The sequence below is a fragment of the Streptomyces sp. NPDC003035 genome (genome assembly GCF_042888285.1).
Classification (GTDB): Bacteria; Actinomycetota; Actinomycetes; order Streptomycetales; family Streptomycetaceae; genus Streptomyces.
Genome location: NZ_JBIAPJ010000001.1, coordinates 1,238,368 through 1,257,875, shown reverse-complemented (window position 1 = coordinate 1,257,875; position 19,508 = coordinate 1,238,368). Strand labels below are relative to the sequence as shown.

The following is a 19,508-nucleotide window of genomic DNA, read 5'->3' as shown; positions in this document are numbered from 1 at the left end:
CGCGCCGCCTCGTCACCCCGCAGGGCAGCAGTGATCCACTTCCGGGGGACACCCGACCGTGGGCTCAGAGGTGCCGCGAGCCGCCGCGCAGGGCGCGGTCGAGGCCCTCCTGCGGTTGCCCGGACAGGGCGCGCAGGAAGATCTGCTCGTAGGTGGGCGAGCCGATCGTCTCGCGGGCCGCGTGTTCGTACTTTCGGCGCAGGGCGTGCAGTTCCGGCATGCCCCGCTGCGGGCGGCCGGTGGACCGCCAGTAGGCCTCGCCCGTGCCGGAGACGTCGGCGGCGAGTTCACCGTCCCCGGAGGCGGCGAGCGCGGCGGCCAGGACGTCGAGTCCGAGGGCGACCCCGAAGCCGTCGCCGAGCTTGCGTTTGCCTTCCAGCATGGCTCTGGCGTGGGCGGCGGCCGACTCGGGCTCTCCTTCGAGCAGTCCGATCAGGGCGAGCTGGTAGTCGAGGTAGGCGCGGGTCCAGTGCTCCCCCAGTTCGGCGCAGGTCTGCCGGAGGGAGAGCGCTGCCGCGCGGGCCTCGTCGAGGCGGCCGAGGCCGGTCAGCGCGAAGATCCGTACGAGGAGGCAGCGCAGGCGCTCGGCGGAGTCCGTCGGGTCGCCGGGGGCGGCGTCCAGGACGTGACCGACCACGACGAGCGCGGCCATGGGGCGGCCGGTCATGAGGGCGAGCAGGCCCGCGAGACAGGCGGCGTCCAGCGTCCGCGCCCCCAGGGCCACGGTGTCACCGCTCCGTTCCGGTGGCGCCGTCATGTACGCGGCGTGGCGGGCCTCGCGCGCGCAGCGCTCGCTCACCTCCTGGGCCGGGGCGAAGTCGCCCTGAAGCGTGAGCGACACCCCCAGGGCCCACAGCGCACGGGCCCGTTCGGCGCCCCGGGACTCGCTGAGCACCAGCGCCTGCTCCAGGTAGTCGCGGGCCTCCCGCAGTCGGCCGGAGCACGACCAGAAGAATCCGACCGCCCCGGCGAGCGCGAGGGCGCTGTCGGGATCGGTGCGCAGCAGCCGGTCCATCGCGGTGCACAGATCCGTGTGGCGCTCGTCGATCGTGGTGTACCAGTGCGGTTGATCGGGGCCGAGCCAGCCCGCGACGGCCCGCTGGGCCAGGTCGAGGCAGAAGGCGGCGTGCCGGTCGGCGACGGCCTCCGTCTCGCCGAGCGCGGCCAGCCACCCCGCCCCGTACTCGCGGATGGTGTCGAGGAGCCGGTAACGGTGGCTCTCCTGGTGGACCACGGACATGCGGACCAGTGCGTCGAGGGCGGTCGGCAGGGTCTCCGGGGTCAGCGGGCCGCCCTCGCACACGAAGGTGGCCGAGGCCAGGTCGAACGGGCCGCGGAACACGGTCAGCCGTGCCCACAGGAGCCGTTCGAGGGGTTCGCACAGCTCGTGGCTCCAGCCGATCGCCGCGCGCAGGGTCTGGTGCCGCTGCGGCCACACGCGCTCGTGGTGGACGAGGAGGTCGAAGCGCGAGCCGAGCTGGGCCCGGACCGCCTCGACGCCCTGGAGGCGGATCTGGGCCGCGGCCAGTTCGAGGGCGAGGGGGATCCCCTCCAGCCGGGCGCAGATCTCGGTGACGGGGCCGGCCTGCCGCTGCGCGGGGACGCGCGGGCCGCGCCGCCGTCCGCTGTCGACGCGCTGCCGCAGCAGGTCCGTCGCTTCGCGGCCCGTGGCCGCGAAGGGTTCGAGGGCGAACACCCGCTCCTCCCGCAGGCCGAGGCGGCGCCGGCTGGTGGCGAGCACGGTGAGGCCGGGCGCGGCGGCCAGGAGCTCGGTGATCAGCCGGGCGCAGGGGGCCGCCAGATGGTCGCAGGAGTCGAGGACGAGCAACAGCCGCTTCTCGGCGAGCCATCCCCCCAGGACGGTGGTGGGCATACCGGGGGCGTGGAAGGTGAGGTCGACGGCGTCGGCGACGCTCGCCACGAGGAGCCGGTCCCCCTGGAGCGGGGTCAGGTCGGCCCACCACGCGCCGTCGGCGAAGCCGGCGGCGAGGCGCTTCGCGGTGTGGAGGGCGAGCCGCGTCTTGCCGACGCCTCCGACCCCGGTGACCGTGACCAGACGGTGGTCCGTCAACTCTCCGGTCAGCCGGTCCAGTTCTCTGCCGCGCCCCACGAAACCGGTGTTCTCGTCGGGTAGATGTCCACGCACGGGAGCAGTCTCCCTCATGAGGCGTTCGAACGGACCCCGCGGTCGGGTCATTCGACGGTGACGACGACGGTGTGCCATCCGCTCGCCCCGTCCGGCATGGTGTCCGCGCGCCGCTCTGTCTGTACGGCCCCGGTGCCGTCCGTGGCACGGACCGTGAGGGTGTGACGGCCGGGGGTCGCCTGCCAGCGGTACACCCACTGTCGCCAGGTGTCCCGGCTGTCCTCGGCGCCGAGTTCGGCGTCCTGCCAGGCTCCCTCGTCGACGCGTACCTCGACGCGCTCGATGCCCCGGTGCTGGGCCCAGGCGACCCCGGCGACCGCGAGGGTGCCGGCCTTGGGCCGGGCGAGCGGCCGGGGGGTGTCGATCCGGGACTGGGTCTTCACCGGTGCCTCGCGGGCCCAGCCGCGGGGCACCCAGTAGGCGTCGTAGGCGTCGAACGTGGTGACCTCGATCTCCTCGATCCACTTGCAGGCCGAGACGTAGCCGTAGAGACCCGGCACGAGCATCCGGACGGGGAAGCCGTGGTCGAAGGGGAGCGGCGTGCCGTTCATGCCGAAGGCGAGGAGGGCGTCGCGGCCGTCCATCACCTCCTCGACCGGGGTGCCGATGGTCATGCCGTCGACCGAGCGGGCGACGAGCTGGTCGGCCCGGCCGCCGGCGGAGGGCGGCCTCACCCCCGCCTCCCGCAGGAGGTCGGCCAGCCGGACACCGAGCCAGCGGGCGTTGCCGACGTAGGGTCCGCCGACCTCGTTGGAGACGCAGGCGAGGGTGATGTCCCGCTCGATCACCTCACGGCGCGTCAGGTCGGCGAGGGTGAGGGTGAGTTCTCGGGTGACACCCGGTCCGTGGATCCGCAGCCGCCAGCCGTCGGCGTCGATCTTGGGGACGACGAGCGCGGTGTCGACGCGGTAGAAGTCCTTGTTCGGGGTGATGAACGGGCTGATGCCCGGCACGGGGAGCTGGGCGCCGGGAGGAACGGCGGGCGCGGGCGATGCGGGCCGCGGGAGCCGGAGGGCGTCGCGGGAGGCCACGGCGCCCTGGCTGCGGGTGCCGCCGAGGGCCCTGCCCAGCGTGGCGGCGCCCGTGGCGGCGACGGCGGTGGAGGCGGCGACGAGGAGAAAGTTCCGGCGGCCGGGGGCGCCGGTCCGGCCGGGCGGGGACGAGCGCTCGGGGGCGAGCAGCCGGCCGGGCGGGGACGAGCGCTCGGGGGCGAGCAGCCGGCCGATCAGTACGTACAGCAGCAGGGCCCCCACCGCCGCGCCGGCCGGCGAGGGCAGCGCGTCCGCGGCGGACGAGGAGTCGGGGCGGCTCACGGCGGCGAGGGCGCCGAGCACACCGAATGCCATGACCGCGCCGGCTCCGGCACGTCGGTGCCGGAGCGCGAGGAGCCCGACGGCGGCCGCCAGGATCGCGAGGACGGCGAGGATCCCCAGCTGGAGGACGACCTTGTCGCTCTCGCCGAAGGTCCGGATCGCCCAGTTCTTGATCGCCGCCGGAGTCCGGTCGATGACCACGCCTCCGACGGCCGTGACGGGGCCCGCTTCGGGGCGCACGGCCGCGGCGACGAGTTCGGCGACGGCGAGGGAGACGTATCCGGAGATCAGGCCGCCGAGAGCGGCCAGGAGACGGTCCGTACGCGTGGGTTCGCGCGGGGGATCTGAGAGGGTCATGCTTCTCATTCGGCATCGACGCCCTGAAGGATGGGTCGTTTCACCTGGAAGACGGAGCGTATCCGTTGCCGGTGACGGCCGCGGGACGCACCGCCGCGGCCGGTTTCTCTAGGCTGCCCGAGCGCTGCGCGTGCCGCGGCGCTGTCCGGCCTTCAGGCGCCCGGGCGAACCACCGATGACGACGTGAGTACGCACGTGCTCACGCTCGGCCGCACGGCCTGGTGGCCCGGCGCGCTCAGCCGCTGAGCGGGCACCTCGCACCCGACCGTCACTTGCCGCCGTCGGCCGGTCCGAGGTGTTCGCCGGGCCGCGCGAGCTCCTCGACCGCGTCGGCGCCGACCACCGCGCCCGTGGACTTCTTCGCGCGCCGCAGCCTGCGCTCCAGCCGGCCGGCGAAGGTCGTGAGCGCGAAGTTCAGGAGGACGAAGATGACGGCGACGACCGTGAAGCTGGCGATGGTGTTCGCTCCGTAGTTCGCGCTCATCGGGCGCACGGAGGCGAGGAGCTCGGAGAAGCCGAGCATGGCGCCGCCGAGCGCGGTGTCCTTGACGATGACGACGAGCTGGCTGACGAGTGCCGGGAGCATCGCGGTGACCGACTGGGGCAGCAGGACGTGCGTCATGGTCTGGCCCTTGCGCATCCCGATCGCCTTGGCGGCGTCGGTCTGGCCTCGGGGCAGGGACAGGATGCCGGCCCGGACCACCTCGGCGAGGACCGAGGCGTTGTAGAGGACGAGGCCGGTGACGACCGCGTAGAGGGGACGGTTCTCGGGGCTGATGTCGGTGAACTCGGAGTAGGCGGCGTTGGCGAAGAGCATCAGGATCAGTACGGGGATGGCGCGGAAGAACTCCACGACCGTGCCGGCCGCGCCGCGGACCCACGCGTGGTCGGAGAGCCGTCCGATGCCGAGGATCGCTCCGAGCGGCAGCGCGATGACCATGGCCAGGGCGGCGGCGATGAGGGTGTTCTTCAGGGCGGGCAGGAGGAAGGTCGACCAGGTGCGGGAGTCCGTGAAGAACGGGGACCACTTGGCCCATTCCAGCTGGCCCTGGTCGGCGAGGGTCAGCAGGACCCACCAGATCAGCAGGCCGAGCGCGACCAGGAACACGACGGTGTAGAGCACGTTGCGGCGCTTCGCGCGCGGGCCGGGGACGTCGTAGAGGACGGTGGGCCTGACCTTCATCTCTTCACCGCCACCTTCTTGGCCAGCCAGCCCAGGAAGAGGCCGGTGGGGAGCGTGAGACAGATGAAGCCGAAGGCGAAGAGCGCCGAGATGAGGATCAACTGGGCCTCGTTCTCGATCATCTCCCGCATCAGCAGGGCGGCTTCGGCGACGCCGATCGCGGCGGCGACGGTGGTGTTCTTGGTGAGGGCGATCAGTACGTTGGCCAGCGGTCCGACGACCGAGCGGAAGGCCTGGGGCAGCACGATCAGCCGGAGGATCTGGGGGAAGCTGAGACCGATGGCGCGAGCCGCCTCGACCTGTCCGAGGGGGACCGTGTTGATGCCGGACCGGAGTGCCTCGCAGACGAAGGCGGAGGTGTAGGCGATCAGTCCGAGGACGGCGAGCCGGAAGTTGATGGTCGTGAAGTCCTGGGCGCCCATGTTGACGCCGAGCGTCTGGAACAGGCCGAGCGAGGTGAAGACGATGATGACGGTGAGGGGGATGTTGCGGACGATGTTGACGTAGGCGGTGCCGAAGCCCCGCATCAGGGGGACGGGGCTGACGCGCATGGCGGCCAGCAGCGTCCCCCAGATCAGGGAACCGATCGCGGAGTAGACGGTGAGCTGCACCGTCACCCAGAACGCTCCCAGCAGGTCGTAGCCTTCGAGGAAGTCGAACACGGCGGCCCACTCACTTGACGATGACGCCGATCTTCGGCGCGGGCTCGTTCTTGTAACCGGCCGGGCCGAAGTTCTTCTTCACGGCCTCCTCCCAGGAGCCGTCCGCGACCATCTTCTCCAGAGCGTCGTTGATCTGCTGCTTGAGTGCGCTGCCCTTCTGGACTCCGATTCCGTAGTTCTCGTTGCTCATCTTGAAGCCGGCGAGCTTGAACTTGCCCCGGAACTCGGGCTGCGAGGCGTAGCCGGCGAGGATCGAGTCGTCGGTGGTCAGCGCGTCGATGACGCCGTTCTCCAGACCGGTGAGGCACTCCGAGTAACCGCCGTACTCCTGGAGTTGGGCGTCCGGAGCGATCCTGTCCTTGACGTTCTGCGCTGACGTGGAGCCGGTGACCGAGCAGAGCTTCTTGTTGTTCAGGTCCTCGGGCTTGGTGATGGAGGTGTCGTCCGCGCGGATCAGCACGTCCTGGTGGGCCAGGAGGTACGGACCGGCGAAGTCGACCTTCTTCGACCGCTCGTCGTTGATCGAGTACGTGGCGGCGATGAAGTCGACGTCACCGCGCTGGAGCAGCGTCTCGCGGTCGGCGCTCTTGGCCTCCTTCCACTCGATGTCGCCGGGATCGTGGCCGAGCTGCCGGGCGACGTAGGTCGCCACGTCGACGTCGAAGCCGGTGTAGGTGCCGTCGGGGGTCTTCAACCCGAGGCCGGGCTGGTCGAACTTGATGCCGACGGTGATCTTCTCTTCGCCACCGCCCGAGCCGCCGCCCCCGTCGTCGCCGCAGGCGACCAGGGAGAAGGAGAGGGCGAGCGCGGCGGCCGCCGCCACACCGGCCTGGGTGAGCTTGCGCGGATTCATGGGATCACCCCTGGGGGCTGCTGTGCGCGCGGCGTCCGCGGTTCAGTGGTGCAGGATCTTCGACAGGAAGTCCTTGGCGCGGTCGCTGCGCGGGTTGCTGAAGAACTGGTCGGGTGTGGTCTCCTCCACGATCCTGCCGTCCGCCATGAAGACCACGCGGTTGGCGGCGGAGCGCGCGAAGCCCATCTCGTGCGTGACGACGACCATGGTCATGCCGTCACGGGCGAGTTGCTGCATGACCTCCAGGACTTCGTTGATCATCTCGGGGTCGAGGGCCGACGTCGGTTCGTCGAAGAGCATCGCCTTCGGGTCCATGGCCAGTGCCCGGGCGATCGCGACGCGCTGCTGCTGGCCGCCGGAGAGCTGGGCGGGGTACTTGTCGGCCTGGTTGGCGACCCCGACGCGGTCGAGCAGCTGACGCGCCCGCTGCTCGGCGGCCTTCTTGTCCTTCTTGCGCACCTTGATCTGGCCGAGGGTGACGTTCTCGAGGACGGTCTTGTGCGCGAAGAGGTTGAAGGACTGGAAGACCATGCCGACGTCGGCCCGGAGCGCGGCGAGTTCGCGGCCCTCGTCGGGCAGCGGCTTGCCGTCGATGACGATCTCGCCGGAGTCGATGGTCTCCAGCCGGTTGATGGCCCGGCAGAGGGTCGACTTCCCGCCGCCGGAGGGTCCGATGACGACCACGACCTCGCCCCGGCCGACGGTCATGTCGATGGACTGGAGCACGTGGAGCGCTCCGAAGTGCTTGTCGACGTTCTTCAGTACGACGAGCGCGTCGGGCATGGCAGCCTCCTGGTTCGCCGCCCCCGCCGTCCACTCTTCTCACGTTCATGCTCCGCCTTCGGCCGATGTCCTGCACGCCGGAGGGCGACCGACCTGGTTCCTGAAAACGATTGTCATGATGCTAAGGTCGGTGCACCGTCCACCCTTCGCACCTCCCGTTGGGGCCCTCCCTTGCGCCTGCCCGAAAACACCCGCATACCCGGTGACACCCGCATACCCGGTCGCCGTACCCTGGCGGCCACCCTCGCCGCGGTCACCGCCGCCACCCTGCTGACCGGCTGTTTCGCCGCCTCCGGAACTTCCGCCGACGGGTCCGCCGACGGCCGGCTGCGCCTCGCGATGATGCAGCCGCCGCGCTCCGGGCTCTCGCCCCTGTCGGACGACGCCTTCAAGCTGTCGCGCTGGTCCGCCGCCGAGACGCTCGTCAGGCTCGACCGGGACGGGAACGCCGTCCCCGCCCTCGCCACCGCCTGGAAGCAGACCGACCGGACGTGGACGTTCACGCTCCGCCGGGGCGTCACCTTCCACGACGGCACGGCGCTCACCGCCGCGTCCGTGGTGACCTCACTGACCGCCGCCGCCGGCGCCTCCCCCAAGCCGCGCATCCTCGACGGCGTCGACCTCACCGTCCGCGCCACCGGCCCGCACACGGTCACCGTCACGACGGCCGCCGTGGACCCGCTCGTACCGCAGCGGCTCAGCTCGCCTCAGCTGTCGATCCTGGCCGCCAAGGCGTACCGGGGGAAGACCGTCAGCCCGGTCGGCGCCGGCACGGGACCCTTCGAGCTGGTCAAGGTCAACGGCACCGCCTCCGCGACGCTCGACCGCTACGACGGCTACTGGGGCGGGAAGGCCAAGGCCTCCGGGATCGACGTGAAGTTCGTCCCCGACGGCACCGCGCGCGCCGCGGCCCTGCGCAGCGGCGAGGCCGACATCGTCGAGGCCGTACCGGTCTCCCAGGCCGCGCTGCTCGACCGGAAGCTGATCACCGAGGTGCCGATGCCGCGCACCAACACCCTCTACCTCAACACCGCGTCGGGCCCGTTCAAGGATGCCCGGCTGCGCGCGGCGGCCCGCGAGGCGATCGACGCCCGGAAGATCGTCGAGGGCGTGTACGAGGGCAGGGCCGACATCGCCCAGGGGCTCCTCGGCCCGGCGCTCCCGTGGGCCGCGAAGCTGCGCGGGACCGTCCCGCACGCCGCGGCGGCCGATCCGAAGGGCGCCCGGATCACCATCGGCACCTTCACCGACCGCGCCGAGCTGCCGGAGGTCGCGCAGGTCCTCCAGCAGCAGCTGCGAGCGGCCGGCTTCACGGTCACCCTCGACGTCCGCGAGTACGCCAACATCGAGGCGGACGCGCTGGCCGGGAAGTTCGACGCCTTCATCCTGTCCCGGGCGACCGTCCTCGACTCCGGGGACCCGGCCGCGTACCTGTTCAGCGACTTCGCGGGCGAGGGCTCCTTCAACCTCTCACAGCTCTCCGACCCCGCCGTCGACCGGGCGCTGACCACCGCCTCGGGGACCGCGACGGGCGACGCCCGGCGCCGGGCCGTCATGAACGCGGAGGCCGCGGTGCTCGCCACCGACGCCGCCGTCCCCATGCTGCACGAGCGCGTCGTCCAGGGCGACGCCGCGAACGTCAGCGGCGCCGCGCACGACCCGCGGGAGCGCGAGCTCGTCACGATCGACACCCACGTCAGGTGAGGGCGGCCCTCGCGCGGGCGGCCGGTCTGGTCACCGTACTGACCGTGGCGGGGCTGCTGCCCTGGCTGTCCGGCAAGGACCCCGCGCTCAGCCTGCTGCGCGCGCGGTCCGCCGAACAGGAGCCGACGCCCGAGGCGCTGGCCGCCATCCGCGCCGACCTCGGCCTCGACGCGGGACCGCTCGGACTGCTCGGCCGGTGGGCCGCCGGCCTGTTCCGTGGCGATCTCGGAACCTCCTGGGTGTCGGGCACGGACGTCCTGCCGTCGGTGACCGCCGGGCTGCAGGTCTCGCTGACCCTCATGGGCGCCGCGCTCGCCGTGGCGCTCACGGTGGGCTGCGCGCTCGCCGCGCCCGTGCTCGTACGGGGCCGGGGCACCACGGGGGCCCTGGCGGCGGTCCTCGCCGCCGTTCCCGAGTTCCTGCTGTCCCTGGGGCTGTTGATCGTGGCGGGCGTCTGGCTCGGCTGGTTCCCCACCTCCGGGTGGGCGGGGCCGCAGTACCTCGTCCTGCCGGCGCTCGCCCTCGGCGTCCCGGCGGGCGCGCTGCTCGGCCGGCTGGTCGCCGACGCCCTGCCGTCCGTGCTCGACGAGCGCTGGGTGGAGCTGTGGCGCGGGGCGGGCGTCGGCAGGGCGCTGATCGCCGCGGCCGCCGTCCGCCGTGCGCTCCCGCCGCTGGTACCGCAGTTCGGGATGGTCGCGGTCGGCCTCACGGGCGGCGCGGTCGCCGTCGAGACGGTCTTCGCGATCCCCGGTCTCGGGCGTACGGCGCTGGGGGCGGCCAAGTCCCAGGACCTGCCGCTGCTCCAGGGCACCGTGCTCGCCCTGCTCGCGCTCGGGCTCCTGACGGGGGCCCTCGCGGCCGCCGTGCGCCGCAGGCTGCTCGGTCCCGCCCTGCGGGACGCGGGCCTCACCCTGCCCGCCGCCCGGCCTCCCCGCGTCCCCCCGGCCGTTCCGCTGGTCCTCGGCGCGGTCCTCCTCGCCGTGGTCGGCTGGGGACTGCTGCGCGAGCCGTACGCGATCGACACCGCCGCCCGGCTCGCGGCGCCCTCGTCGGCGCATCCGCTCGGCACCGACGCCCTGGGCCGCGACGTCCTGGCCCGGCTCGGGCACGGCGCCGCCGCGACGGTCGGCACGGCCGCCGCGGTCTGTCTGCTCGGCTGTCTGCTCGCGCTCGCGCTCGGGTTCCTGCCGAACCTGGCCTCGGGGTTCGCCGACATCGCGAACGCCGTGCCGCCGGTCGTCGCCGGCATCCTCGTCGCCGCCGCGACAGGCCCCGGGACGGGCGCCGCGGCGCTCGCCGTCACCGTCGTCTCCTGGCCGCCGCTCGCGGCGCATGCCGCCGCCCTGACCCAGGAGATACGGGCCTCCGGCTTCCTCATGGCCCAGCGGGCGATGGGCGCGAGCCCGCTCTGGATCCTCGGCCGGCACGTCCTGCCGTCGGTGGCCGCGCCGGTCGCCCGGCACGCCGTCCTGCGACTGCCCGGCATCGCGCTGGCCCTGGCCTCGCTCGGCTTCCTCGGGCTCGGCGCCCAGCCGCCGTCCCCCGAGTGGGGGCTGCTGCTCGACGAGTCCGCCGACTACGTCGAGCGGGCCCCGGTGGCCGCGCTCGCCCCGGCGGTCGCGCTCGCGCTCCTCGCCGCGCTCGCCGTCGCCCTGTCGGGGACGACCGTGCGCCGCACCCGCGCCCGCGTCCCCACCCGCTCCCTACCCCTGCGAAGGAAGGCGACCCGTGTCGCGGTCTGACACTCTGCTCTCCGTGCGCGGGCTGCGCGTCGGGTTCGCCGGCGTGGAGGTCGTCCGCGGTGTCTCCTTCGACGTCCACGCGGGGGAAGTCCTGGCCCTGGTCGGCGAGTCGGGGGCGGGCAAGTCCCTGACCGCCCGCGCCCTGCTCGGCATGGCACCGCGCGAGGCGACGGTCTCCGGTGACGTCCTGCTCGGAGGCTCCCCGGTCACGCCGGCCGACTGGGGCCGGCGCATCGCGCTCGTGCCGCAGGACGCCCTCTCCGCGCTCTCCCCCGTCCACCCGGTCGGCGACCAACTCGCGCTCGCGCTCAGGTCGGTTCGGGGGATGTCGAGGAAGGACGCCCGGCGCCGGGCCGCCGCCGCTCTCGAGGAGGTCGGCATCCCTGCCGCCAGGTCCCGTGCCCACCCCCACGAGTTCTCGGGCGGGATGAGGCAGCGCGCCGTGCTCGCCATGGCGTTGGTCAACGAGCCGGAGCTGGTCGTGGCCGACGAGCCGACCACCGCCCTGGACCCCGAGACGCAGGACAAGGTCCTCGGCCTGCTGCGCGAGCGCTGCGCGGCGCGGGGCGCCTCGCTCGTGCTGGTCACCCACGCGCTCGACGTCGTACGGGAGCACGCCGACCGCATGGCGGTCATGTACGCGGGTTCCCTCGTCGAGTACGGGCCGGTGGACCGGGTCCTGGCCCGCCCCCTCGCGCCGTACACGGTGGGACTGCTGGCCTCCCTGCCCGCCGTCGACGGGGTTCCCCGGACACGGCTGCCCGTCCTCCCCGGCCGGCCGCCGACGCCCGGCGAGCTGCCGCACGGCTGTGTCTTCTTCCCCCGCTGCGGGCGGGCCACCGACCACTGCCGTACCGCACGCCCCGAACCCCGCTCGCTCGACGGGCGCGAGGTCGCCTGCCACCACGCTGCCCCGGAGTCCGTATGAACCCGCTGCTCGACGCCCACGACCTGGTCGTACGGTACGGGGCGGCCACCGCCGTCGACGGCGTCTCCTTCCACGTGGACGCCGGTGAGACGGTCGGGCTCGTGGGGCCGTCCGGCTGCGGGAAGTCGTCCACGGCCGCGGCCGTCCTGCGGCTGCGCCGGCCGCACAGCGGCAGTGTCCGCTTCGACGGTCTGGACCTCGCCGCGCTCGGCGAGCGGCGGCTGCGCGCGGTCCGGCCGCGGTTCCAGCCGGTGTTCCAGGACCCGTACGGCTCGCTCAGCCCGCGCCGGCGGATCCGCGAGCAGATCGCCGAGCCGTTGCGTGTCCAGGGCCGCTGGTCGCGGCCCGCAGGGCCGGAGCGGGTCGCGGAGCTCCTCGACATGGTGGGCCTCGACGCCGCCCTCGCGGACCGGCTCCCGCACGAGCTGTCCGGCGGGCAGTGTCAGCGCGCGGGAATCGCCCGCGCGCTGGCGAGCTCGCCCGAACTGCTCGTCCTCGACGAACCGGTGTCGGCCCTGGACCCGTCCCTGCGTGCGGGTGTCCTCAACCTGCTCCTCGATCTCCAGGACCGGCTCGGGCTCGGCTATCTGTTCATCTCCCACGACATGGCGGCGGTCCGGCACCTGAGCGATCGCGTGCTCACCATGAGGCACGGAAAGATCGTCGCGTGACCCCGCTGGCCAGGCTGCTGATCACCAGTCAGTTCGCGTTCAACGTCGGCTTCTTCGCCGTACTCCCCTATCTCGCCGACCATCTGGGCGGTGCCCTCGGCCTGGGCGGCTGGCTGGTCGGGCTGATCCTGGGACTGCGTACCTTCAGTCAGCAGGGACTCTTCGTGGTCGGTGGCGCGCTGACGGACCGTTACGGCGCGCGGCCGGTCGTCCTCACCGGCTGCGCGCTGCGGGTGGCGGGCTTCTGCTGGCTCGCCTTCGCCACCGCCACCTGGTCGGTGATCGGGGCCGTGGTCCTGGTCGGCTTCGCCGCGGCCCTGTTCTCGCCGGCCGTGGAGACGGAGATGGCGCGCGAGGCCGTGCGCATCGAGGGCGAGGGAGGTCCGGCCCGCACGCGGGCGCTCGCGCTGTTCTCGGCGGGCGGGCAGGCGGGCGCGCTGCTCGGGCCGGTGCTGGGCGCGCTGTCCCTGTACGGAGCCGGGGACGGGCCCGACGGCGGGCACTTCCGGATCGCGTGCGCGGCGGGGGCCGTGGTCTTCGCCCTCGTCCTCGCCGGGCACTGGTTCCTGATGCCGGGGGCGGAGCCCGCGCGGCGAAGGACCCGGACCGAGTGGCGCCCCCTGGTGCGCAACCGCCGTTTCCTCGGCCTCGCGCTCGCGTACGCGACCTACCTGCTCGCGTACAACCAGCTCTATCTGGCCCTGCCGGCCGAGCTGGACCGCGCCACCGGCTCGCAGGAGGCTCTCGGCTGGCTCTTCGCGCTCTCCTCCGCGCTGGTCGTGGCCGGCCAGGTGCCGCTGGAGCGGTGGGCGGCGGCGCGGCTGAGCGCGCCCGGTATGGTCCGCGGCGGCCTCGCCCTGATCGCGGGCGCGTTCGCGGCGACCGGCGCGCTGCTGCCGCTGGGCGGCCTGTGGCCCGCGCTCTGCTTCACGGTGCTGCTGACCCTCGGTCAGATGCTGGTGGTGCCGGCGACGCGGGCGTACGTCCCCGACCTCGTCGACGCCGACCGGCTCGGCCTGTTCACCGGCGCGCTCTCGTCGGTCTCCGGTCTGGTCGTCCTCGCGGGCGCCGCTCCCGCCGGCGCCCTTCTGGAGCACCGGGGCCCCCTGCCCTGGCTGGTCCTGGGCGCGGTGCCGCTCCTGGGCCTGCTGCTCGTCCCGCGCGCGATGGCCCCGGCCTGTCCATCGGAAGCGCGCGGGTGACGGCCGGACCACCGGCCCCGGCGCTGGGCCTTCACTCCCCGGGCCCGTCCTCCTCCGCGAGGACCCGCTGGGCCACGGCGAAGGCCGCGTTGGCGGCCGGGACGCCGCAGTACACCGCGGTCTGGAGCAGGACGGCGCCGATCTCGTCGGGGCTCAGGCCGTTGCGGCGGGCCGCGCGCACGTGCAGGGCCAGCTCCTCGAGGTGGCCGTGGGCGACGAGCGCGGTGAGGGTGACCAGGCTCCGCTCACGCCGCGACAGGGTGGTGTCGGTCCAGATCTCGCCCCAGGCGTAGCGGGAGATGAGGTCCTGGAAGCGGGCCGTGAAGGCGGTCTGGCGGGCCTGGGCGCGGTCCACGTGCGCGTCACCGAGGACCTGACGGCGGACCTCCATGCCCCGCCGCGCGCCGCCTTCGGTGAAGTGGGCGCGCAGCGCCGCAAGGACGGCCTCGGGCTGCTCGGCCGGGGCCAGATGGGAGGCGCCCGCGAGCTCGGTGAGCGTCGCGCCGGGCACCGCGTCCGCGATCTCCCGCAGATGGGCCGGCGGGGTCGCCGGGTCCTCGCGGCCGGCGACGAGGAGCGTGGGCGCGGTGATCGACGACAGCCGGTCCCGCAGGTCGAACGCGGCGAGGGCGTCGCAGCAGGCGGCGTACGCGTCGGGGTCGGCCTTCCGGTGGTCGTCGACCAGGGCGGGCGCGGTGAAGCCGGGGGTGAACCAGCGGGTGTCGGCGGTTTCGGCGAGTGCGGCGAGACCCTCGCGCCGGACGGTCGCCGCGCGCTCCTGCCACGGCGCGGAGCCGCCGAAGTGGGCGGAGGAGCAGAGGACCGCGAGGCGCTCCACCCGCTCGGGGTGGTGGGCGGCGAGGTGCAGGCCGACGGCGCCGCCGAGGGAGACGCCCGCGTACGAGAAGCGCTCGGCGCCGAGCGCGTCGGCGAGGGCGAGGACGAGGTCCGCGAGGTCGGCCACGGTCGCTCCGGGGCCGATGAGCGAGGCCGGGGAGCCGCCGTGGCCGGGCAGGTCCCATCGGACGACCCGGTGGGTCACGGACAGCTCGGGGGCGACCGCGTCCCACAGGGCGGTGGAGGTGCCCAGGGAGGGGCCGAGGATCAGGACCGGTGCGGAGGGCGGCCCCTCGACGCGGTGGTGCGGTCCTGCGTACGGCGGCGGTGCGGCGGTGGTCACGGTCGCTCCAGGGCGCGGTCGGTCAGGGCGCCGGCGGAGCCGGTGCCGCGGGTGGGGTCGGTGAGCTCGACGAGGTCGACGTCCTTCAACTCCGGGACTTCGGCGAGGAGTTCGAGGAGCGACGGCCCCTCGGGGCGGACGCGCCGGGTGAGGTCCGTGAGGAGTTCCCTGGCGCGGTCCCGGCCCAGGAGCGGCGCGAGGGCGACGGAGAGCCGCTCGGTGGCGATCAGCCCGCCGGTGAGGCCGAGGTGTTCCCGCATGAGGTCGGCGTGGACGCGCAGTCCTTCCGCCAGTTCCGCGGTGTCCCGGGCGGCGCCGCCGACGAGGCGGAGCAGGTCGCGCAGGGGCTCCCACTCGGCGTGCCAGGCGCCGGCCGGACGTTCGTCCTCGGCGGCCATCGAGGCGTACAGGACGGCGGCGAGGTGCGGGGCGCGGCGCGCGGCCGAGGCGACGAGCGTGGCACGGACGGGGTTCGCCTTGTGCGGCATGGCGGAGGAACCGCCGCCCGTCCCCTCCGTCACCTCCGCGATCTCGGTGCGGGAGAGGGTGAGGACGTCGACGGCGGTCTTGCCGAGTGCCCCGGCGGTGAAGGCGAGGGCGCCCGCGAGGTCCGCGATGGGGGTGCGCAGGACGTGCCAGGGCAGCGCCGGTGCCGCGAGGCCGGTCTCCTGGGCGTAGGCCACGACGAGCCGTTCGGCACCTCCGGCCGTCTCGTTCCCGTACCCCGCGAAGGCGGCCAAGGTCCCGGCGGCGCCGCCCAGTTGGGCGGGCAGGGAGTCGCGTACGGTCCGGAGCCGGTCCCGGGCGTCGAGGATCAGCGAGCGCCAGCCGGCCGCCTTGAGGCCGAAGGTGGTGGGCACGGCGTGCTGGGTGAGGGTCCGGCCGGGCATGGCCGTGTCCCGGTGGGCGGCGGCCTGTTCCGCGAGTGCCCGCTCCGTACGGGCGAGGTCGTCGAGGACCAGGTCCAGCGTGCGGCGCGCGACGAGCATCGCCGCGGTGTCCAGGATGTCCTGGCTGGTGGCGCCGCGGTGGACGTACGCCCGCCACTCCCCCGGCACGGCGGCCGTGAGATCGGCGACCAGCGGGATGACGGGGTTGCCACCGGAGCGGGCGCGCAGCGCGAGGTCGCGGACGTCGAAGCGGGAGCCGTCGGCGGCGGCCGTGACGGCGTCGCCGGCCTCGGCCGGTGCCTGGCCGGTGGCCGCCTGGGCGCGCGTGAGGGCCGCCTCCGCGTCGAGCAGCGCCCGCAGGAACGCGGCGTCGGCGGTCGCGGCCTCGGCCGGGCTGCCCGCCCGTCCGGGGGCGAGCAGTCCGGCGTCGATGGGCTCGGGTGTCACATGAACTCCAGGAAGACCGTCTCGTCCTCGCCCTGAAGGCGGATGTCGAAACCGTACGTGCGGTTCTCACCGGGTTGTGTGAGCAGCGTGGCCCGGCGCGCGGCCGGCAGCGAGTCGAGCAGCGGGTCGGAGCCGTCGCGCAGATAGGCGCGGGTGAAGAGGTGGTGCAGAAGGCCGCGGGCGAAGACGCAGACGCTGATGTACGGCAGCCCCGCGTTGCCGGGCGGGAGGGTGTACAGCGCGTAGTGGCCGTCGGCGTCCGTGGCGACCCGGCCGAAGCCGGTGAAGTCGGTGCCGTTGCGGCCGAGGTGGCCGCCGGTCACGGGGTCGCGGCGCATCGAGCCGGGGGCGCCGGTCAGCGAGCCGTCGGGGGCGGCCTGCCAGAACTCGAGGATCGCGTCGGGGACGGGGGCGCCCTCGCCGTCGTACACGTGGCCGTGCAGGACGATCTGCTCCGGATGGCCGTGCGGCGCTATCCGCTCCCCTTCGGGGAAGGGCAGGGCGTAGCCGTAGAACGGGCCGACGGTGTGGGACGGGGTGGGAAGCAGGGTCATCTCGGGTCAGCGTCCTTCTTCGATCCAGGTGGCGGAGGGGCCGTCGAGGACGATGTCCCAGGCGTAGCCGAGCGAGAACTCGGGCCGCGACAGCGCGTGGTCGTACGTGGCGACGAGCCGCTCGCGGGCGGCCCGGTCGGTGACCGAGCGCAGGATCGGGTCGTAGGCGAAGAGCGGGTCGCCGGGGAAGTACATCTGCGTCACGAGCCGCTGGGTGAACGCCGTGCCGAACACGGAGAAGTGGATGTGGGCGGGGCGCCACGCGTTGGTGTGGTTCCGCCAGGGGTACGCGCCCGGCTTGATCGTCGTGAAGGTGTAGCGGCCCTCGTCGTCGGTGAGGGTGCGGCCGACGCCGGTGAAGTTGGGGTCGAGCGGGGCCGGATGCTGGTCGCGCAGGTGGGCGTACCGGCCGGAGGCGTTGGCCTGCCACAGCTCGATGAGCTGGCCGCGTACGGGGCGGCCGGTCCGGTCGAGGAGGCGGCCGGAGACGGTGATCCGTTCGCCGAGCGGCTCGCCCGGGTGCCGGCGGGTGAGGTCGTTGTCGATCTCGGTGATGTCGGTCGGTCCGAAGACGGGGCCGGAGAGCTCCACCGTCTCGGGGTCGCCGCCGTTCACGGCCACGAGCAGCTGGTGGGGATGGCGGAGCAGCGAGCTGCGGTACGGGGCGTAGTCGCGGGCCGGATGGCTGCGGGGCGTCGCGCCGGCGGCCAGCTCCTTGTCGTACGCGTCCTGGAGGTCGCCGATCTCGGTGTCGATGTCCGACTGGGTGAGGGCCATGGGGATTCCCGGGGTGTGTCAGCGGGCGGGTCAGCGGGTGGAGACGTCGAGGGCGTGGTGGACCGTGGCGGCCGTCCTGGCGAGGAGGTCGGCGGGGTCGACGCCGGGTGCCGTCTCGACGAGGACGAGTCCGTCGTCGGTGACGTCGAGGACGCCGAGGTCGGTGACGATCCGGTCGACACAGCCCCGGCCGGTCAGCGGGAGGGTGCACTCCTCCACGATCTTCGGCGTGCCGTCCTTGGCGGTGTGGGTCATCACGACGATGACGGTCCGGGCGCCGTGGACCAGGTCCATCGCCCCGCCGATTCCGGTGATCAGCTTGCCGGGTACGGCCCAGTTGGCGAGGTCGCCGCGCGCCGAGACCTGCATGGCGCCGAGCACGGCGACGTCGATGTGCCCGCCCCGGATCATCCCGAAGGAGAGCGCGGAGTCGAAGTAGGAGGCCCCGGGCAGGACGGTGACGGTCTCCTTGCCGGCGTTGATCAGATCGGGGTCGACCTCGTCCTCGGCCGGGTAGGGGCCGGTGCCCAGGATGCCGTTCTCCGACTCGAGGACCACCTCCACGCCCTCGGGGAGGTGGTTGGGGATCAGGGTGGGCAGTCCGATGCCCAGGTTGACGTACTGACCGTCCTTCAGCTCGCGCGCGGCGCGAGCGGCCATCTGGTCACGGGTCCAGCTCATCGCGTGGTCCTCTTCTCTATGCGCTTCTCCCGGGCCTGTTCGGGGGTCAGGGCCACCACGCGCTGGACGAAGACGCCGGGCAGATGCACCGCGTCGGGATCGAGCTCGCCCGGTTCGACGAGCTCCTCGACCTCGGCGACCGTCACCTTTCCGGCCATCGCGGCGAGGGGGTTGAAGTTCCGTGCCGACTTGTTGAAGACGAGGTTGCCGTGGCGGTCGCCGCGGGCGGCACGGACGAGCGCGAAGTCCGTGCGGATGCCGCGCTCCAGGACGTACTCGACCCCGTCGAACAGTCGGACCTCCTTGGGCGGCGAGGCCAGCGCGACCCCTCCGTCGCCGTCGTAGCGCCAGGGCAGGCCGCCCTCGGCGACCTGGGTGCCCACGCCCGCGGGGGTGTAGAAGGCGGGGATGCCGCAGCCGCCGGCGCGCAGCCGCTCGGCGAGCGTGCCCTGGGGGATCAGTTCGACCTCCAGCTCGCCGGCGAGGTACTGCCGCGCGAACTCCTTGTTCGACCCGATGTACGAGCCCGTGACCCGGGCGATCCGTCCCGCGGCCAGCAGCACGGCGAGGCCGGAGTCGAGCGCACCGCAGTTGTTCGAGACCACGCCGAGAGCGCTCGTCCCCTGCCCGTACAGGGCCTCGATGAGCACGTTCGGCACTCCGCTGAGGCCGAAGCCGCCCACGGCGAGCGACGCTCCGTCCCCGATGTCGGCCACCGCCTCGGCGGCGGTGGCGACCACCTTGTCCATTCGAGATGCCTCCGCGTCGTGAAAAGGGTCGTCATCGGTATTTAGTCAGTGCACTGAGCATTCGGTTCAACGCGGCCATGCTGGCATCGCGCTTCACGGCCGTCAATAGCCACCCGGGCCGGTCAGGGGCGGGAGCGTATCGTTCCGTACACCGACGACATCGACCGGAGGCGGAGGCAGACGATGGCCGCGGTGGATCTGACCACCCATCCCGGGCACCTGGCCCGGCGGCTCCAGCAGGCGCACCACCTGCTGTGGACGACGATGGTCTCGGAGGAGATCACCTCCCCGCAGTTCGGCGTCCTGAACGCGCTGAGGGCCGAGCCCGGCCTCGACCAGCGGACCGTGGGCGAGCGCGTGGGCCTGGACCGCTCCACCATCGCCGAGGTCGTCAGCCGACTCACCCGCCGCGGACTGCTCGACAAGGTGCGCGACCGGGAGGACGGCCGCCGCTTCCTGCTGCGGCTGACCGAGGAGGGGGAGCGGACGCACCGCGGGCTGACCGCACGGACGGCGCGGATGAACCAGGTGTTCCTCGCCCCTCTCTCGCCCGAGGAGCAGACACAGTTCATGAGCCTGCTGCTGCGCGTGTCGGACGCGGCGGAACAGCTCCGCACCCCGGCGGAGCCCCTCGCCTCGGCCTGAGACGGGAGGCGGGGGCCGGGACCGGGGGCCGCGCACGGGGG

18 protein-coding genes are annotated in these 19,508 nt (G+C 73.5%); 6 read left to right on the top strand and 12 right to left on the bottom strand.

The window, feature by feature from the left end; genetic code table 11:
• Positions 1–64 precede the first annotated feature (64 nt).
• The 6 genes from ACFYV5_RS05605 to ACFYV5_RS05580 all read right to left on the bottom strand — a co-directional run bounded on the left by ACFYV5_RS05605 (position 65) and on the right by ACFYV5_RS05580 (position 7,297).
• On the bottom strand, positions 65–2,164 hold the full coding sequence (locus tag ACFYV5_RS05605) for an ATP-binding protein (RefSeq protein WP_389164695.1): 2,100 nt from the start codon (positions 2,162–2,164) through the stop codon (positions 65–67).
• A gap of 29 nt (positions 2,165–2,193) precedes the next feature.
• Positions 2,194–3,825, bottom strand: coding sequence for a sulfite oxidase (locus ACFYV5_RS05600; protein WP_389164693.1), 1,632 nt, complete (start codon positions 3,823–3,825; stop codon positions 2,194–2,196).
• Between the two features lie 259 nt (positions 3,826–4,084).
• Positions 4,085–4,999, bottom strand: coding sequence for an amino acid ABC transporter permease (locus ACFYV5_RS05595; RefSeq protein ID WP_355109515.1), 915 nt, complete (start codon positions 4,997–4,999; stop codon positions 4,085–4,087).
• Positions 4,996–5,661 (bottom strand): amino acid ABC transporter permease, encoded by a 666-nt coding sequence (locus ACFYV5_RS05590; protein WP_355109517.1) that lies wholly within the window; start codon positions 5,659–5,661, stop codon positions 4,996–4,998. Before ACFYV5_RS05590 ends, ACFYV5_RS05595 begins: the two co-directional genes overlap by 4 nt.
• A 10-nt stretch (positions 5,662–5,671) precedes the next feature.
• Entirely contained in the window at positions 5,672–6,514 is an 843-nt protein-coding gene (locus ACFYV5_RS05585; RefSeq protein ID WP_355109519.1) for a glutamate ABC transporter substrate-binding protein, read from the bottom strand.
• 42 nt (positions 6,515–6,556) lie between these two features.
• Positions 6,557–7,297: an amino acid ABC transporter ATP-binding protein gene (locus tag ACFYV5_RS05580; protein ID WP_389164689.1), complete on the bottom strand. Its 741-nt coding sequence runs from the start codon at positions 7,295–7,297 to the stop codon at positions 6,557–6,559.
• Between the two features lie 213 nt (positions 7,298–7,510).
• Here ACFYV5_RS05580 and ACFYV5_RS05575 point away from each other — a divergent pair, with 213 nt between their 5' ends.
• The 5 genes from ACFYV5_RS05575 to ACFYV5_RS05555 are packed head-to-tail and all read left to right on the top strand — an operon-like array spanning position 7,511 to position 13,544.
• Positions 7,511–9,001, top strand: a complete 1,491-nt coding sequence (locus ACFYV5_RS05575) for an ABC transporter substrate-binding protein (RefSeq protein WP_355110115.1) — start codon at positions 7,511–7,513, stop codon at positions 8,999–9,001.
• The gene (locus ACFYV5_RS05570) at positions 8,998–10,743 is read left to right on the top strand and encodes an ABC transporter permease subunit (protein ID WP_355109523.1); all 1,746 of its coding nucleotides are present in this window, start codon (positions 8,998–9,000) and stop codon (positions 10,741–10,743) included. The genes ACFYV5_RS05575 and ACFYV5_RS05570 overlap by 4 nt, the downstream gene beginning before the upstream one ends.
• Complete coding sequence (locus tag ACFYV5_RS05565) at positions 10,730–11,671, top strand: ABC transporter ATP-binding protein (RefSeq protein ID WP_389164685.1); 942 nt, start codon at positions 10,730–10,732, stop codon at positions 11,669–11,671. The genes ACFYV5_RS05570 and ACFYV5_RS05565 overlap by 14 nt, the downstream gene beginning before the upstream one ends.
• On the top strand, positions 11,668–12,342 hold the full coding sequence (locus tag ACFYV5_RS05560; RefSeq protein ID WP_389164682.1) for an ATP-binding cassette domain-containing protein: 675 nt from the start codon (positions 11,668–11,670) through the stop codon (positions 12,340–12,342). Before ACFYV5_RS05565 ends, ACFYV5_RS05560 begins: the two co-directional genes overlap by 4 nt.
• A complete protein-coding gene (locus ACFYV5_RS05555; protein WP_389164679.1) occupies positions 12,339–13,544 on the top strand; it encodes an MFS transporter in 1,206 nt (401 codons plus the stop codon). Before ACFYV5_RS05560 ends, ACFYV5_RS05555 begins: the two co-directional genes overlap by 4 nt.
• A gap of 31 nt (positions 13,545–13,575) precedes the next feature.
• Here ACFYV5_RS05555 and pcaD read toward each other — a convergent pair whose 3' ends face one another.
• The 6 genes from pcaD to ACFYV5_RS05525 are packed head-to-tail and all read right to left on the bottom strand — an operon-like array spanning position 13,576 to position 18,822.
• Positions 13,576–14,724: a 3-oxoadipate enol-lactonase gene (gene pcaD, locus ACFYV5_RS05550; RefSeq protein ID WP_389164676.1), complete on the bottom strand. Its 1,149-nt coding sequence runs from the start codon at positions 14,722–14,724 to the stop codon at positions 13,576–13,578.
• Entirely contained in the window at positions 14,721–16,061 is a 1,341-nt protein-coding gene (gene pcaB / locus ACFYV5_RS05545) for a 3-carboxy-cis,cis-muconate cycloisomerase (protein ID WP_389164674.1), read from the bottom strand. The genes pcaD and pcaB overlap by 4 nt, the downstream gene beginning before the upstream one ends.
• Positions 16,058–16,615, bottom strand: coding sequence for a protocatechuate 3,4-dioxygenase subunit alpha (gene pcaG / locus ACFYV5_RS05540; protein WP_355109535.1), 558 nt, complete (start codon positions 16,613–16,615; stop codon positions 16,058–16,060). Before pcaG ends, pcaB begins: the two co-directional genes overlap by 4 nt.
• Before the next feature lie 6 nt (positions 16,616–16,621).
• Positions 16,622–17,392 (bottom strand): protocatechuate 3,4-dioxygenase subunit beta, encoded by a 771-nt coding sequence (gene pcaH, locus ACFYV5_RS05535; protein WP_389164672.1) that lies wholly within the window; start codon positions 17,390–17,392, stop codon positions 16,622–16,624.
• 30 nt (positions 17,393–17,422) lie between these two features.
• Positions 17,423–18,073, bottom strand: a complete 651-nt coding sequence (locus ACFYV5_RS05530; RefSeq protein ID WP_355109539.1) for a CoA transferase subunit B — start codon at positions 18,071–18,073, stop codon at positions 17,423–17,425.
• A complete protein-coding gene (locus ACFYV5_RS05525) occupies positions 18,070–18,822 on the bottom strand; it encodes a CoA transferase subunit A (RefSeq protein WP_355109541.1) in 753 nt (250 codons plus the stop codon). The genes ACFYV5_RS05530 and ACFYV5_RS05525 overlap by 4 nt, the downstream gene beginning before the upstream one ends.
• A gap of 183 nt (positions 18,823–19,005) precedes the next feature.
• Here ACFYV5_RS05525 and ACFYV5_RS05520 point away from each other — a divergent pair, with 183 nt between their 5' ends.
• Positions 19,006–19,467 carry a MarR family transcriptional regulator gene (locus tag ACFYV5_RS05520; protein WP_355109543.1) on the top strand — a complete coding sequence of 154 codons (462 nt, stop codon included), beginning with the start codon at positions 19,006–19,008 and terminating at the stop codon, positions 19,465–19,467.
• Positions 19,468–19,508: the final 41 nt, after the last annotated feature.

Coding starts and splice junctions, on each gene's coding strand:
- pcaH (WP_389164672.1), bottom strand. CDS start 17,392: ATGGCCCTCACCCAGTCGGACATCGACACCGAGATCGGCGACCTCCAG.
- ACFYV5_RS05605 (WP_389164695.1), bottom strand. CDS start 2,164: ATGAGGGAGACTGCTCCCGTGCGTGGACATCTACCCGACGAGAACACC.
- ACFYV5_RS05520 (WP_355109543.1), top strand. CDS start 19,006: ATGGCCGCGGTGGATCTGACCACCCATCCCGGGCACCTGGCCCGGCGG.
- ACFYV5_RS05530 (WP_355109539.1), bottom strand. CDS start 18,073: ATGAGCTGGACCCGTGACCAGATGGCCGCTCGCGCCGCGCGCGAGCTG.
- pcaG (WP_355109535.1), bottom strand. CDS start 16,615: ATGACCCTGCTTCCCACCCCGTCCCACACCGTCGGCCCGTTCTACGGC.
- ACFYV5_RS05525 (WP_355109541.1), bottom strand. CDS start 18,822: ATGGACAAGGTGGTCGCCACCGCCGCCGAGGCGGTGGCCGACATCGGG.
- ACFYV5_RS05595 (WP_355109515.1), bottom strand. CDS start 4,999: ATGAAGGTCAGGCCCACCGTCCTCTACGACGTCCCCGGCCCGCGCGCG.
- ACFYV5_RS05560 (WP_389164682.1), top strand. CDS start 11,668: ATGAACCCGCTGCTCGACGCCCACGACCTGGTCGTACGGTACGGGGCG.
- ACFYV5_RS05600 (WP_389164693.1), bottom strand. CDS start 3,825: ATGAGAAGCATGACCCTCTCAGATCCCCCGCGCGAACCCACGCGTACG.
- ACFYV5_RS05580 (WP_389164689.1), bottom strand. CDS start 7,297: ATGCCCGACGCGCTCGTCGTACTGAAGAACGTCGACAAGCACTTCGGA.
- ACFYV5_RS05585 (WP_355109519.1), bottom strand. CDS start 6,514: ATGAATCCGCGCAAGCTCACCCAGGCCGGTGTGGCGGCGGCCGCCGCG.